Annotated in this window: 16 protein-coding genes; 10 read left to right on the plus strand and 6 right to left on the minus strand. The window is 73.5% G+C overall.

All coding sequences use genetic code 11. The annotated features are described in order from the left end of the window. Window position 1: 1 nt before the first annotated feature. From ACIBP6_RS10960 to ACIBP6_RS10990, 7 genes are read left to right on the plus strand one after another with little or no spacing between them, the layout of a single operon-like run. Window positions 2–1,507, plus strand: coding sequence for a ribulokinase (locus tag ACIBP6_RS10960; protein WP_397050980.1), 1,506 nt, complete (start codon window positions 2–4; stop codon window positions 1,505–1,507). Continuing rightward, on the plus strand, window positions 1,504–2,445 hold the full coding sequence (locus tag ACIBP6_RS10965) for a sugar-binding transcriptional regulator (protein WP_397050981.1): 942 nt from the start codon (window positions 1,504–1,506) through the stop codon (window positions 2,443–2,445). The genes ACIBP6_RS10960 and ACIBP6_RS10965 overlap by 4 nt, the downstream gene beginning before the upstream one ends. Continuing rightward, entirely contained in the window at window positions 2,442–3,932 is a 1,491-nt protein-coding gene (locus ACIBP6_RS10970; RefSeq protein WP_397050983.1) for a sugar ABC transporter ATP-binding protein, read from the plus strand. Before ACIBP6_RS10965 ends, ACIBP6_RS10970 begins: the two co-directional genes overlap by 4 nt. Continuing rightward, window positions 3,929–4,936 carry an ABC transporter permease gene (locus ACIBP6_RS10975; RefSeq protein WP_397050985.1) on the plus strand — a complete coding sequence of 336 codons (1,008 nt, stop codon included), beginning with the start codon at window positions 3,929–3,931 and terminating at the stop codon, window positions 4,934–4,936. The genes ACIBP6_RS10970 and ACIBP6_RS10975 overlap by 4 nt, the downstream gene beginning before the upstream one ends. Next, window positions 4,929–5,849 (plus strand): deoxyribose-phosphate aldolase, encoded by a 921-nt coding sequence (gene deoC / locus ACIBP6_RS10980; RefSeq protein ID WP_397050987.1) that lies wholly within the window; start codon window positions 4,929–4,931, stop codon window positions 5,847–5,849. Before ACIBP6_RS10975 ends, deoC begins: the two co-directional genes overlap by 8 nt. 14 nt (window positions 5,850–5,863) lie before the next feature. Then, a complete protein-coding gene (locus ACIBP6_RS10985; RefSeq protein ID WP_397051510.1) occupies window positions 5,864–7,288 on the plus strand; it encodes an aldehyde dehydrogenase family protein in 1,425 nt (474 codons plus the stop codon). After that, entirely contained in the window at window positions 7,281–8,162 is an 882-nt protein-coding gene (locus ACIBP6_RS10990; RefSeq protein WP_397050989.1) for an aldehyde dehydrogenase family protein, read from the plus strand. The genes ACIBP6_RS10985 and ACIBP6_RS10990 overlap by 8 nt, the downstream gene beginning before the upstream one ends. Before the next feature lie 7 nt (window positions 8,163–8,169). On the opposite strand, the gene ACIBP6_RS10995 is transcribed toward ACIBP6_RS10990, so the two are convergent. Continuing rightward, a complete protein-coding gene (locus ACIBP6_RS10995) occupies window positions 8,170–9,114 on the minus strand; it encodes a GlxA family transcriptional regulator (protein ID WP_397050991.1) in 945 nt (314 codons plus the stop codon). 178 nt (window positions 9,115–9,292) lie between these two features. Between ACIBP6_RS10995 and ACIBP6_RS11000 the strand changes: the two genes are divergently transcribed. Beyond that, window positions 9,293–9,688, plus strand: a complete 396-nt coding sequence (locus tag ACIBP6_RS11000; RefSeq protein WP_397050993.1) for a DUF6010 family protein — start codon at window positions 9,293–9,295, stop codon at window positions 9,686–9,688. Between the two features lie 184 nt (window positions 9,689–9,872). Further along, a complete protein-coding gene (locus tag ACIBP6_RS11005) occupies window positions 9,873–10,220 on the plus strand; it encodes a hypothetical protein (protein WP_397050995.1) in 348 nt (115 codons plus the stop codon). On the opposite strand, the gene ACIBP6_RS11010 is transcribed toward ACIBP6_RS11005, so the two are convergent. Beyond that, entirely contained in the window at window positions 10,187–10,396 is a 210-nt protein-coding gene (locus ACIBP6_RS11010) for an alpha/beta fold hydrolase (protein WP_397050996.1), read from the minus strand. The two genes, ACIBP6_RS11005 and ACIBP6_RS11010, sit on opposite strands and share 34 nt — an antisense overlap. Before the next feature lie 19 nt (window positions 10,397–10,415). Between ACIBP6_RS11010 and ACIBP6_RS11015 the strand changes: the two genes are divergently transcribed. Continuing rightward, window positions 10,416–10,601, plus strand: a complete 186-nt coding sequence (locus ACIBP6_RS11015) for a winged helix-turn-helix transcriptional regulator (RefSeq protein WP_397050998.1) — start codon at window positions 10,416–10,418, stop codon at window positions 10,599–10,601. Here the strand turns inward: ACIBP6_RS11015 and ACIBP6_RS11020 are convergent. From ACIBP6_RS11020 to ACIBP6_RS11035, 4 genes are read right to left on the minus strand one after another with little or no spacing between them, the layout of a single operon-like run. Next, complete coding sequence (locus ACIBP6_RS11020) at window positions 10,591–11,679, minus strand: LLM class flavin-dependent oxidoreductase (protein WP_397051000.1); 1,089 nt, start codon at window positions 11,677–11,679, stop codon at window positions 10,591–10,593. The genes ACIBP6_RS11015 and ACIBP6_RS11020 overlap by 11 nt on opposite strands. Then, window positions 11,676–12,647 (minus strand): ABC transporter substrate-binding protein, encoded by a 972-nt coding sequence (locus ACIBP6_RS11025; protein WP_397051001.1) that lies wholly within the window; start codon window positions 12,645–12,647, stop codon window positions 11,676–11,678. Before ACIBP6_RS11025 ends, ACIBP6_RS11020 begins: the two co-directional genes overlap by 4 nt. Continuing rightward, the gene (locus ACIBP6_RS11030; RefSeq protein ID WP_397051003.1) at window positions 12,644–13,390 is read right to left on the minus strand and encodes an ABC transporter ATP-binding protein; all 747 of its coding nucleotides are present in this window, start codon (window positions 13,388–13,390) and stop codon (window positions 12,644–12,646) included. Before ACIBP6_RS11030 ends, ACIBP6_RS11025 begins: the two co-directional genes overlap by 4 nt. Then, a complete protein-coding gene (locus ACIBP6_RS11035) occupies window positions 13,366–14,184 on the minus strand; it encodes an ABC transporter permease (protein WP_397051005.1) in 819 nt (272 codons plus the stop codon). The genes ACIBP6_RS11030 and ACIBP6_RS11035 overlap by 25 nt, the downstream gene beginning before the upstream one ends. Window positions 14,185–14,231: the final 47 nt, after the last annotated feature.

The raw sequence follows: 14,231 nt of genomic DNA on the forward strand, positions 1-14,231 counted from the left end.
GGTGACTGCTTTCCTCGCCCTCGACCTGGGAACCGAAGGCGCGCGGGCGGCGGTCTACAGCGTGGCCGGTTCGCCGATGGGGGCGGGCGACGACGCGTACCCGACGAGTTTTCCGCGGCCCGGCTGGGCCGAGCAGGACCCGGACGACTGGTGGCGGGCGAGCGTGCACGCGGTGCGCAAGGCGCTCGCCCAGGCGGGCAACCCGCCCATCGCCGGGGTCGCGGTGGCGACCACGGCCTCGACGGTGGCCGTCCTCGACCGGCACGGGCGTCCGCTGCGGCCGGCGCTGCTGTGGATGGACTGCCGGGCGGGTGAGGAGTCGGCGCTGACCGCGCGGACCGGGCACCCGGTCCTGCGCTACTCCGGCGGCAGCAACGCGGTGGAGTGGCTGGTGCCCAAGGCCATGTGGCTGGCCCGTCACGAGCCCGAGACCTACCGGGCCGCCGCGCGCATCACCGAGGCGGTCGACTACCTGGTCTGGCGGCTCACCGGCCGCTGGGCCGGCTCGCGGATGAACGCGGTGTGCAAGAGCAACTACGACCCGCGCGGGGCGGGCGTCCCGCACGACCTGTACGACTCGCTCGGCATCGGCGACCTCGGCGGCAAGCTGCCGGACGACGTCGTACCCGTCGGCGACCCGGTCGGCCCGCTCAGCGCCGCCGCCCGCGCCGAGCTCGGCGTCACCGGCCCGGCCGTCGTCGCGTCCGGCGGGATCGACGCGCATCTGTCGCTGCTGGCCGTCGGCGGCGCGCCCGCGGGGCGGGTGTCGATGGTCTGCGGCACGTCGAACGCGTTCGTGACGGAGATCGACGAACCGGTCTTCCCGCCCACCGTCTGGGGGCCGTACCCGGACGCGCTGCACGAGGGCCGCTGGCTCGTGGAGGGCGGCCAGGTGAGCGCAGGCTCCGTGCTGGCCTGGGCGGGCGAGCGGCTCATCGGACGGCCCCGGGCCGATCTCGGCGGGCTCATCGAGGCCGCGGCGGCGCTGCCGCCGGTCGACCACGGCCTGATCGTCCTGGACTACTTCATGGGCAACCGCACGCCGCTGCGGGACCCGCACCTGCGGGGCGCGGTGCTCGGGCTGACCCTGGCCAGCTCTCCCGAGCAGGTCTACCGGGCGGCCGTGGAGGGCGTCGCGTACGGCACCCGCCAGGTCCTCGACTCCTTCGCCGACGGCGGCGTCCCCGTGGACGAGGTCTTCCTGTCGGGCGGCATCCGGCACAACGAGTTGTGGCTGCGGACGACCGCCGACGTGCTCGGCCGGCCGGTCCACCTCGTCGCCGGCGACAACCTCACGCTGCGCGCCTGCTCGGTGCTGGCCTCGGTCGCCTCAGGACGGCACGCCTCCCTGACGGAGGCGGCAGCGCAGTACGCGCCCCGCGTCCGCACGGTGGAGCCGGTCGCCGCGCACGTGGAGGCGTACCGCGGCGGTTACGCCGACTACCGCGCGGCCAGCGCCGCCACGACGGAGATCTCCCACCGGCTGAGCGAGAGGTCCCGCTCATGACCGACGAGGACCAGCTCTACCAGGTGGCCGTCCGCTACTACGAGGGCGGCGAGACGCAGGAGCAGATCGCCCACGCGCTGCACCTGACCCGCTGGAAGGTGGGCCGGATGCTGGCCGAGGCGCGCGAGGTCGGCATCGTCCGGATCGAGGTGCTCCATCCGCGCTCCCGGGTGCATGCCCTGGAGCGCTCGCTCAAGGAGCGCTTCGGGCTGCGGGACGCCATCGTCGTCGCGAACGGCGGCAGCGGCGACGACGAGCAGGTGCGCGACCGGGTGGCCGCGGCGGGCGCCGACCACCTGATGGAGCTGCGGCCCGTGCCCCGGCTGATCGGGGTCTCCTGGGGACGCACGCTCGATCGGCTGGCCGGCGGGCTCACCCCCGGGTGGGCCACGGGCGTCAACGTGGTGCAGATCAACGGCGCGCTGAGCAGGTCACGGCAGCCGACCAGCGCGCGCAGCATGGCGAGCCTGATCGCCCACCGCGGCGGCGGCACGGCGACGCTGCTGCCGGCGCCGGCGATCCTGGAGCAGGAGAGCACCAGGAAGGCGCTGGAGAGCGACCGGTCCGTCTCCGACGTGCTGGCGCTGGCCACCCGGGCGGACCTGTTCCTGTTCAGCCCCGGCGGCATGGGCAGCGACTCGGTGCTGGTGGACTCCGGCCAGATCGACGCGGCCGACCTGGCCAGGCTCGGGCGCGCGGGCGCGGTGGGCGACGTGCTGGGCCGCTTCATCGACGCGCGCGGCCGGATCGCCGACCCCGAGCTGGACCGGCGCACGCTCGGCCTCTCCCTCGACGTCCTGCGCTCGGCCACCACCTCGGTCGCGCTGGTCAGCGGCGAGGCGAAGCGGGCGGTGTGCCGGGCCGTCGTGACGAGCGGCCTGTGCGACGTGCTGATCGTCGACGACCAGAACGCCACTCACCTGCTGGAGGAGTCATGACCGCCGAACGGCTGCGCATGACCGGGATCGTCAAACGTTTCCCCGGCACCGTCGCCCTGGACGGCGTGGAGCTGAGCGTGCGCCCCGGCGAGGTGCACTGCCTGCTGGGCGAGAACGGGGCCGGCAAGAGCACGCTCATGAAGATCCTGGCGGGCTCGTACCGGCCGGACGAGGGGACGATCCTGCTGGACGGGCGGCCCTTCAGTCCCGCCACCCCGCACGCGGGGCTGGCGGCCGGCATCGCCGTGATCTATCAGGAGCTGGACCTGCTGCCCGACCTCACCGTGGCGCAGAACCTGCTGCTGGGCAGGGCGCCGCGGCTCGGCCCGTTCGTACGGCGGGGGCGGCGGGGCCGGCTGGCCCGCGAGGCGCTGGACCGGGTCGGCGCGACCTTCCCGGTGACCACGCGCGTCCGAGACCTGCCGATCGCGGCCCAGCAGCTCACCGCCATCGCCAAGGCGCTGACCGCCGACGCGCGCGTCATCGTCATGGACGAGCCGTCCGCCACGCTCAGCGAGAGCGAGCTGCGCGGTGTCTTCGACGTCATCCGGTCCCTCACCGCGGAGGGCCGTTCGGTGATCTTCATCTCGCACCGGATGGAGGAGGTGATGGAGATCGGCGACCGCGCCACGGTGCTGCGCGACGGCCGTACGGCGGGGGTCTACGACCTGGCCTCGACCGGCCGTGACGAGATCGTGGCGGCGATGATCGGCGAGGCCAGGGAGCTCGTGGGCGCGACCGGCCGTCCCGTGCCCGAGGGCGAGCCGCTGCTCAGCGTCGAGCGGGTGCACGTGCCGGGGCTGATCGACGTACGCGGCCTCGACGTGCGGCCGGGCGAGGTGGTCGGGCTCGCCGGGCTGGGCGGCGCGGGACGCACCACCCTGCTGCGCGCGCTGTTCGGCGACCTCAGGGCACACGTGGCGGCCCGGCTGGACGGCCGCCCGCTCAAGGTCGCCGGCCCGGCCTCCGCCGTGCGCGCGGGCCTGGCGCTGGTGCCGGAGAGCCGCAAGGAGCAGGGCCTGATGCTCGGGCTCTCCGTGAGCCGCAACGCCGCGATCAGCGCGCTCGGCCGGCCGCCGTGGCTGCTGCCGGGCCGGCTGGGGCGGCGCGTCACCGAGCCGGCGCTCGCGAGCCTGGGCGTCAAGGCGGCCGGGCCTGGCCAGCCCGTGGGCCAGCTGTCCGGCGGCAACCAGCAGAAGGTCGTGCTGGCCAAGTGGATCACCCGCGGCGGGATCAGGGTCCTGCTGCTGGACGAGCCCACGCGCGGCCTCGACGTCGGCGCCAAGGCCGACCTGTACCGGCAGGTGCGCCACCTCGCCGACCAGGGCGTGGCCGTCCTGCTCGCCAGCAGCGAGCTCAACGAGCTGACCGCCAACGCCGACCGGATCCAGGTCCTGTACGAGGGCCGCAACGTCGCGTGCTTCGACCCCCGGGTCAGCCCGGAGAGCGTCATCGCGCACACCGTCATCACAGGAGCCACACCATGACCGCATCCATCGGATCCACGGTGACCGCGACCGCAGGGAAGGAAGGCGGCGCCCGCTCGCGCCGCGGCGCCGACCTGATCGTCAAGTCGAACCTGCTGCTGGTCTTCCTCGCCCTGTGCGTGGTCGCGTCGCTGCTGGCGCCGCAGTTCCTGACCGGCCGCAACATCGCCAACCTGCTGCAGCAGTCGTCGCTGACGGGCATCGTCGCCATCGGCATGACCATGGTGGTGCTGACGGCCGGCATCGACCTGTCGGTGGGCAGCGTGGCCGCGTTCGGCGGCATGGCCATCGCGCTGCTCATGGCGGCCGGCGTGCCGGTCGTGCCGGCGATCCTGGTCAGCGTCGCGGCCGGCGCGGTGTTCGGCGCGTTCATGGGCGGCCTGTCGGCCTACCTGTCGCTGCCGTCGTTCATGACCACGCTGGCGGGGCTGACCGCCGTGCGCGGGCTCACGTACCTGCTGACCGACGGCAAGCCGGCGGAGGCGAGCGGCTCGGAGGCGTTCCAGCTGCTGGGCGGCGGCTTCATCGGCTACGTCCCGATCGTCGGGATCATCTTCGTGGTGATCACCGTGCTGGCCGCCGTGGTGCTGCGCGGCACCACGTTCGGCGAGTACGTCTACGCGGTCGGCAGCAACAAGGAGGCGGCTCGGCTGTCCGGGCTGCCCGTGCGCGGCGTGATCACCACCGTGTTCGCGGTGTCCGGCGCGCTGGCGGCGCTGGCCGGGGTGCTGCTGACCTCCCGCCTGACCGTGGGCCAGCCCACCGCGTTCAACGGGCTGGAGCTGGACGCGATCGCGGCGGTGGTGCTCGGCGGCACCAACCTGTTCGGCGGCCGGGGCGGCGTGTTCGGCACGTTCGTGGCGGTGCTGCTGCTGTCGGTGCTGCGGAACCTGTGCAACCTGCTCGGCCTCGGCTCCTTCTTCCAGATGGTGGTGACCGGACTCATCCTGCTGGTCGCCCTCGTCCTCAACATGCTCATCGAGAGGCGTGGCGCTCGTGCCTGACACCATCCCCGGCTCGTTGCGGAGCTACCTGCACGGCCTGCCCGGCGTCGACGAGGTCGGCGTCCGCCGGCGGGCCGCCGAGCTGGCCACCCGGTCCATCAAGACCACGGCCAAGCGGGCGGCGCTCGACCTGGCCATCAGGATGGTCGACCTGACCACCCTGGAAGGGGCGGACACCCCGGGCAAGGTGCGTGCGCTGGCCGCCAAGGCGAAACGTCCCGACCCGGCCGACCCGACCGCTCCCCCGGTCGCCGCGCTGTGCGTCTACCCCGACATGATCGCAGTGGCCGCGCAGGCCCTGGCGGGCAGCGGGGTCGGCCTCGCCTCGGTCGCCACGGGCTTCCCGGCCGGGCGTACGCCGCTGGAGGTCAAGCTGGCCGACACCCGGGCGGCGGTGGCCGCGGGCGCCACCGAGATCGACATGGTCATCGACCGGGGGGCGTTCCTGGCGGGCGACCACCGCAAGGTCTTCGACGAGATCACCGCGGCGAAGTCCGCCTGCGGCGACGCCCACCTCAAAGTCATCCTGGAGACCGGCGAACTGGTCACCTACGACAACGTACGCCGGGCGTCCTGGCTGGCGCTGCACGCCGGGGCCGACTTCATCAAGACCTCCACCGGCAAGGTCACGCCCGCCGCGACCCTGCCGGTCACCCTGGTCATGCTGGAGGCCGTCAGGGACTACCGGGCCGCCACCGGACGGCAGGCGGGGGTGAAAGCGGCCGGCGGCATCCGCACCGCCAAGGACGCGATCCGCTACCTGGTGCTGGTCAAGGAGATCGCCGGGGACGACTGGCTGGACCCGGCGTGGTTCCGGCTCGGCGCCTCGACGCTGCTGAACGACCTGCTCATGCAGCGCACCAAGCTCGGCACCGGCCACTACGGCGGCCCCGACTACTACACCATCGACTAGGGAGAGGCGTGGAGATCTTCGAGTACGCCCCCGCGCCGGAGTCACGGTCCATCGTGTCCATCCGGCCGTCGTACGACCTGTTCATCGACGGCGAGTTCGTCGAGGCCAAGAGCGACGAGCGCATCGTCACGGTCAACCCGGCCGACGAGGAGCCGCTGGCCGAGGTGGCCGCCGCCGGCGAGGCCGACGTGGAGCGCGCGTTCGCCGCCGCGCGGCGGGCGTTCGAGCGGGTGTGGTCGGCCCTGCCGGGCGCCGAGCGCGGCAAGTACCTGTTCCGGATCGCGCGGATCATCCAGGAACGCGCCCGCGAGCTCGCCGTGCTGGAGTCGCTGGACAACGGCAAGCCGATCAAGGAGACCAGGGACGTCGACCTGCCGCTGGTCGCGGCCCACTTCTTCTACCACGCCGGCTGGGCCGACAAGCTGGCGCACGCGGGGCTCGGTCCGGCCCGGCCGCTGGGCGTGGCCGCGCAGGTCATCCCGTGGAACTTCCCGCTGATGATGCTGGCCTGGAAGGTCGCGCCCGCGCTGGCCACCGGCAACACCGTGGTGCTCAAGCCCGCGGAGACCACGCCGCTGACGGCGCTGGCGTTCGCCGAGATCTGCCAGGAGGCGGACCTGCCGCCCGGCGTGGTGAACATCGTCACCGGCGCCGGCGACACCGGCCGCGCCGTGGTCGCCCACCCGGACGCCGACAAGGTCGCCTTCACCGGCTCGACCGAGGTGGGCAAGCAGATCGCCCGCGCCGTGGCGGGCACGGGCAAGCGGCTGACGCTGGAGCTGGGCGGCAAGGGCGCCAACATCGTCTACGAGGACGCGGCGATCGACCAGGCGGTCGAGGGCATCGTGTCCGGGATCTTCTTCAACCAGGGCCACGTGTGCTGCGCGGGCTCGCGGCTGCTGGTGCAGGAGTCGATCGCCGAGGAGCTGCTGGCGCGGCTGCGCGCCAGGATCGAGCGGCTGCGCCTGGGAGATCCGCTGGACAAGAACACCGACATCGGCGCGATCAACTCCGCCGCGCAGCTGGCCAGGATCCGCGAGCTGGCCGCCGCCGGCGAGGCGGAGGGGGCCACGGGCTGGTCGCCGCCGTGCCCCCTCCCGGAGCGCGGCTACTGGTTCGCGCCCACCGTGTTCACCGGCGTCACGCAGGCGCACCGGATCGCCCGCGAGGAGATCTTCGGGCCGGTGCTGTCGGTCCTCACCTTCCGCACCCCGGAGGAGGCCGTCGCCAAGGCGAACAACACGCCGTACGGGCTCTCGGCCGGGGTGTGGACGGAGAAGGGCTCCCTGATGTTGTGGACCGCGAGCCGGCTGCGCGCCGGCGTGGTGTGGTCCAACACCTTCAACGTGTTCGACCCGGCCAGCCCTTTCGGCGGCTACAAGGAGTCCGGTTACGGCCGCGAGGGCGGCAGGCACGGGCTGGAGGCTTACCTTGGCTGACAACCCTTCGCGCATCCCCCCGCGCATTCCCGTGCGCAGGACGTACAAGCTCTATGTCGGGGGCGCTTTCCCGCGCTCGGAATCAGGCAGGTCGTATCCCGTGACGTCGTCGGCAGGAGTGCACCTCGCCAACGCCGCCCTGGCCTCCCGCAAGGACGCGCGCGACGCCGTGGTGGCCGCGCGCAAGGCGTTCCCCGGCTGGTCGGGGCGGACGGCGTACAACCGGGGGCAGATCCTCTACCGGATCGCCGAGATGATGGAAGGCCGGCGGGCCCAGTTCGCCGAGGAGGTCGCCGCCGCGGAGGGGGTGGGCACGGGCCGGGCGCAGGCGATCGTGTCGGCGGCCGTGGACCGCTGGGTCTACTACGCCGGGTGGGCGGACAAGTTCGGCCAGGTGCTGGGCGGCGCCAACCCGGTGTCCGGCCCGTACTTCAACCTGTCCCAGCCGGAGCCGACCGGCGTCGTGGGCGTCTTCGGGCCGCCTGGCTCGCCGCTGCTCGGGCTGGTCTCCGTGCTCGCCCCGGTGATTACCGCCGGCAACACGGCGGTGCTGGTGGCGAGCGAACGCGCCCCGCTGCCGGCCGTCACGCTGGCCGAGGCGCTGGCCACCTCCGACCTGCCGGCGGGCGTCGCGAACATCCTGACCGGCCGCCTGGCCGAGCTCGCCCCGCCGCTGGCCGGCCACGCCGACGTCAACGCCCTCGACCTGACCGGCGCGGGCGCTCTGGCGGCCGAGCTGGAGGCCCTCGCGGCGACCACGCTCAAGCGGGTGCTGCGGCCCGGCCAGGACGACTGGGCCGACCCGGATCCCGGGCTGTCGCGCATCAGGCCGTTCGTGGAGACCAAGACGGTCTGGCACCCGATCGGCCGCTGACCGCCGCTCAACGAGAGCGGAAGGAGGAGCGGTAGGACTGAGGGGTGACGCCGACGACGCGTTTGAAGCGCTCGCGGAACGCGGTGGCCGAGCCGAAGCCGGCCTGCGCGGCGACGCGTTCGACGCCGTGGTCGGTGGTCTCCAGCAGGAGCTGCGCCCGTCGTACGCGGGCGCGCAGCAGCCACTGCAGCGGGGTGGTGCCGGTCTGCTCGCGGAAGCGGCGGCTGAAGGTGCGCTCGCTCATGCCGCCGCGCCTGGCCAGGTCGGCCAGCGTGACGGCCTGGTCGAGGTTGTCCTCGATCCACGACAGCACCGGCTCCAGCCGCGAACCCTGCGGCACGGGCGGCCGGGCGTGGCTGATGAACTGCGCCTGGCCGCCCTCGCGTTCCAGCGGCATCACCGACAGCCGGGCCGAGTCGGCGGCGACCGCGGAGCCGTAGTCGCGCCGGACCAGGTGCAGGCACAGGTCGAGCCCGGCGGCGGCGCCCGCCGAGGTCAGGATCCGGCCGTTGTCCACGTACAGCACGTCCGGCCGCACGTCCACCCGCGGGAACATCCGGGCCAGCCGCCCGGCCGCCATCCAGTGCGTGGTCGCGCTCAGCCCGTCGAGCAGCCCGGCCGCGGCGAGCGTGAACGCTCCCGCGCAGATGGAGGCGATCCTGGTGCCGGCGGCCGCGGCCGCGCGCAGGGCGTCGAGCACCTCGGACGGGGGCGGGGCGGCGTCCTCGGAGCAGCCCGGCACGACGATCGTGCCGGCCTCGCGCAGCGCCTCCAGGCCGTGCGGCGCGACGAGGGTGAAGGTGTCGCTCGCCACCCGCGGCGCCGCCGCGCAGACCAGGACGCGGTACGGCCGGCGCCCGTCGGCCAGCCGGGTACGCCCGAACACCTCGACCGGCATCGCCAGGTCGGCCGCCACCACATGGTCCAGAGCCAGGACCGCCACCGTGTGCATGAGGACACCGTAGGCGCCTCGCCGGAGACGGCCGCGGGAGGTGGCGGGAACCCGTGGGAGATTGTCGTTCCGGCCCATGGGAGACCGCGGACGGCCGCACTAGCGTGGCGGCCGCGCCGCGGGAACGCGGCGCGGACCGACCACCTCAGAACGGATGCCGCACCCCATGTTCATCGTCATGCCGATCGTCATCGGACTGATCTGCGTCTGCCTCCTCTCCCTGATCCCGGAGCCGCACCGGCGGCAGGTCAACGCCGTGCTCGTCGCGGGCGCGGGCGCCGCCTACCTCAGCGGAGGGGGGCTCGGGTACGCGGAGTTCGTCCTGCCGGTCGTCATGACCTACGTCGCCTACCGGGGCCTGAACAGCTGGACGTGGATCGGCGTCGGCTGGCTGCTGCACACCGCCTGGGACGTCGTGCACCATCTCCAGGGCAGTCCCATCCTGCCCTTCGCGGAGCACTCCTCCTTCGGCTGCGCCGTCTGTGACCCGGTGGTGGCGCTGTGGTGCTTCGCGGGCGGCCCGCCGGTCCTCGGGTGGCTGCGCCGCCGGCCCGCCGGGGACGCCACGGCGTGATCGGAGCGGAGGGCACAGCTTGGCCAGGAAGGGCAGCACCACCTCGGCCACCTCGTCCGGCACCTCCTCGGTGAGGTCGTGCCCGGCGGCGAGGACGTGGCCGGTGACGTCATGGGCGAGCAGCCGCATCTGGGCCTCGTTCCGCTCGCCGATGAACGCCTCGCTCCCGAGGGCCAGCACCGGGATGTCCAGCTTCGTCCGCGCCGCCTGCCGGTTCTGCTCGGCGTCGACGAGCAGGGCGTCGGGTGTGGCGGTGTCCGGGTGGACGCGCTCGTTCTTGATCATGTACGTGAATCAGCTCGCGTTCGTGCCCGGCGATCAGCATCTCGGGCACGTCCGGCTGGAAGGAGAAACCGAGGTGCCACAGGAACAGCCCGCCCGAGACGTTCTCCACGGTCAGCGCCGTGTGGTCCTCGAAGCCCAACCCGGGGAACAACGCCTCGGCGAACACCAGGGCGTCGACGCGATCACGGTGCCGGGCGGCCAGCTGGTAGCCGATCACCACCCCCAGCCCTCGCCCATCACGCCGTAGGAGTCGTGCCCGAGAAAGGCCATCAACGCGGCGATGTCGTCGCTCATCGTCGCGGAGTCGTACCCGTCCGCCGGATGGTCGGAGTCGCCGAGGCCGCGCAGGTCCGGCACGACGACGGTGTGCCGGGCCGTGAGCCTCGGGACGAGGTACCGCCAGTGGTGGCCGGTCCTGGGCACCCTGTGCAGAGACGGAGTGGTGCACAGGACCGTGTACGCGACGGTGCCGCCGCGCGTCGACTACCGCCTCACCGAGCCGGACAGGGCCCTGCGCGACATGGCCGGTGCCGTGTGCGCGTGGACCCGCCGCCACCTCGACCACATCGAGGGGTCCCGGCGCCGCTTCGACAACCCCGGGACGACGGACCCGGACGTCAGCGGGTGAAGCGGGGCAGGACTCCTTCACCGAACCAGTAGGCCTCCTCCAGGTGCGGGTAGCCCGACAGGACGAACTCCTCGACGCCCAGCGAGGCGTACTCCTCCACCAGCTCGGCCACCCGGGCGTGGCTGCCGACCAGGGCCGTGCCGGCCCCGCCGCGCACCAGCCCGACGCCCGCCCACAGCCCGGGGTGGATCTCCAGGGACCTGACGTCGCCGCCGTCGAAGCCGGCCTGCAACGCCAGCATGCGCTGCTGCCCGACCGACGAGCTGCGGCCCAGCACCGTACGGGCGCGGGCGATGTCGGCGGGGTCGATCGCGGACAGCAGCCGTTCCGCCTCGGCCCAGGCGGCGGCGTCCGTGTCGCGGGAGATGACGTGCAGCCTGATCCCGAAGCGCAGCTCGCGGCCCTCCGCCGCGGCCAGCTCCCGCATCCAGGCGATCTTGCCGGCGACCTGCGCGGGCGGCTCGCCCCAGGTGAGGTAGACGTCGACGTGCCGGGCGGCCACCGGCCCCGCGGCGGGCGAGGAGCCGCCGAAGTAGATCCGCGGCAGCGGGTCGGGCGGGATCGAGACGGTCGCGCCGTCCACGTGGTAGTGCTCGCCCTTGAAGTCGTACGGCGTGCCGCTCCACGCGCCGCGCACGATGCCGAGGAACTCGTCGGTACGCGTGTACCGCTCGTCGTGCGACAGGTGGTCGCCGAAGCGGCGCTGCTCGGCGTCCTCCCCGCCGGTGACGACGTTCAGCAGCAGCCTGCCGCGCGACATGCGCTGGTACGTGGCGGCCATCTGCGCGGCGAGCGTGGGCGACAGGAAGCCGGGCCGGAAGGCGACCAGGAACTTCAGCCGTTCGGTCTCCCGGGTCAGCGCGGCGGTGACGAGCCAGGCGTCCTCGCACCACGTGCCGGTGGGCGTGAGCACGGCCTCGAAGCCGAGCTGCTCGGCCGAGCGGGCGACCTGGGCGAGGTATTCGATGTCGGGCTCGCGGAGGCCGCCTCGGTGCCCGTGGTCACGGGTCAGGCCGTGACCGCCCCCGACGAGCTGCCTGCTGTCTCCGTTCGTGGGCAGAAACCAGTGGAACTTCACTGCGCTCCCTCGTTGTACCTGGCGTCGGTGATGTCGGCGATCTCGACGGTGCCGGGGATCAGCCCGGCTTCGGCGAAGGCGTCGGCGACCTGCTGTTCGCGGCCGATGACGTCGGCGTCGAGCTTGAGGTCGGTGTAGCGGTTGCGCGGCACCGCCATGGCGATGACGCCGGGGGCCAGCCCGGTGAGCCGGGCGTAGACCTCGGTCCACTCCGCGGGGTGTTCGTTGGCCCAGGTGTGGGCGCGACGGACACGGGCCATGAGGTCGCCCAGCGCCCTGGCCCTGGCGGGGTCGCCGAGGGCGTCGGTCCCGGCGATCTGGAACTCGAAGCCGTTGGCGTACCCGGTGGCGTCCACCAGGATGCGCGCGCCGATCTGGTGCTGGGCCTGGGCGGTGTACGGGTCCCAGATCGCCCACGCGTCGACGCGACCGGTGGACAGCGCGGCCAGCGCGTCGGGTGGCTGCAGGTACTGCGGGCTGATGTCGGCGAAGCTCAGCCCGTTCTTCTTCAGCACGGCGAGCAGGTGGTAGTTCGCCGAGCTGCCCTTGGCGACCGCGATCTTCTTGCCCTTGAGCCCGGCGACGGTCGTGATGGGCGAGCCGGACGGCACCACGACGGCCTGCCCGCCGAGGCCCTTCTCCGACACCCCGACGATGGTGATCTTCGACCCGGCCGCGGCGGCGAAGACGGGCGGCGCGTTCCCCACGGTGCCGACGTCGACGGAGCCGGCGTTGACGGCCTCCAGCATGGGCGGCCCGGAGGTGAACTGCGACCAGGTGATGTCGTAGGGAAGGTCCTTGAGCTGGCCGGAGGCTTCGAGCAGGGCCTGCATGCCGGTTCCCTTCTGGTCGCCGACGCGCAGCGTCACCCGCCCGCCGTCGGCCGCGTCGGCGGCGCCTCCGGATCCGCCGCAGGCCGCCGCGCAGGCGAGCATGACGGCGAGCACGACGGCTCTGATGGCTTTCACGCGGTCTCCTCCGGGTCGACACCGAGCCGCCGCAGCAGGCCGGCGCGCAGGGCGACGAGGTCGTGGTGGTCGCGATGCCGGGGCCTGGCCAGCGGCACGGCGCTCTCGTGGGCGATGCGGCCCTCGTCGAGCACGAGCACCCGGTCGGCCAGCAGCAGGGCCTCGTCCACGTCGTGGGTGACGAGCAGGATGCCGGGCCGGTGGCGTTCCCACAGGTCGAGGACGAGCCGGTGCATGGAGATCCGGGTGAGCGCGTCGAGCGCGCCGAACGGCTCGTCCAGCAGGAGCAGAGCGGGCTCGCGCACCAGGGCGCGCGCCAGCGAGACGCGCTGGGCCTCGCCGCCCGACAAGGTCAGCGGCCAGGCGTTCAGGTGCTTGGTCAGTCCCACCTCGGCCAGCGCGGCGCGCGCCCGCCCCACGGGGTCGTGGCCGCGCAGCCCGAGCGCGACGTTGGCGAGGACCCGCTTCCACGGCACCAGGCGGGGCTCCTGGAACGCCACCGCCACCGCCGCGTCCACGCCGATCTCGCCGCGCGCCTCGCGGTCGAGCCCGGCCAGCACGCGCAGCAGCGTGGACTTGCCCGAGCCGCTGCGCCCGAGCAGCGCCACGAACTCACCGCGCGCGATGTCGAGGTCGATGCCGCCGAGGACGCGCCGGTCGCCGAAGCTCCGGGTCAGGCCGCGTACGCCGGCCGCCTGCCCGGCGGCCGGCTCCGCGCTCAGCCGAGCAGCCCGCGTCGCCATGCCAGCGCCCTCCTCTCCAGCAGCCGGACGAGCCAGTCGGTGACGAGGCCGAGCGCGCAGTACACGAGCAGGCCGACCACGATCACATCGGTCCGCAGGAACTCCCGGGCATCGTTGATCATGTAGCCGAGGCCGGAGTCGGCGTTGACCTGCTCGGCCACGATGAGCACCAGCCAGCCCACGCCCAGGCTCTGCCGCAGCCCCACGAGCACCTGCGGCAGCGCGCCCGGCAGCACGACGTGCCGGATCAGCTCGCCGCGGCTCAGCCGCAGCACGTCGGCGACCTCGGCCAGCTTGGCGTCCACTCCCCTGATCCCGGCGAAGGTGTTGAGGTAGAGCGGGAACGCCACCCCGAGTGCCAGCAGCGTGACCTTGGGCGTCTCACCGATCCCGAACCACAGGATGAACAGCGGGATCAGGCCGAACAGCGGCAGGGCGCGGAGCATCTGCATGGGCGGGTCCACGGCGTACTCCCCCGCCCGGCTGAGCCCCGCGACGAGCGCGAGGCCGACTCCGGCGACCGCGCCGACGGAGCACCCGGCGGCGACGCGGCCCAGCGAGACGGCCAGGGCCTCGGGCAGCGTCCCGGAGCTCACGAGGTCGAGCGCGGTGGCGGCGACGGCGGAGGGAGCGGCGAGCAGGCGCTCCGGCAGCAGCCCCGTGGAGCTGGCGAGCTGCCAGAGCGCGAGCAGCGCCAGCGGACTGACCAGCCGCCACCCTGTGCCGCCGGGAAGACGCCATCGGACCGGCGCCGCCCTGGACGCCGCGGGGAGATCGAGCTCAGTGGAGGCCATACCGCCATGCTGCGCAGTATTACCCTCTAAGTCAATAGGAATTGCCT

Origin of the sequence: Nonomuraea terrae (genome assembly GCF_044465245.1) — a bacterium.
Taxonomy (GTDB): domain Bacteria; phylum Actinomycetota; class Actinomycetes; order Streptosporangiales; family Streptosporangiaceae; genus Nonomuraea; species Nonomuraea terrae.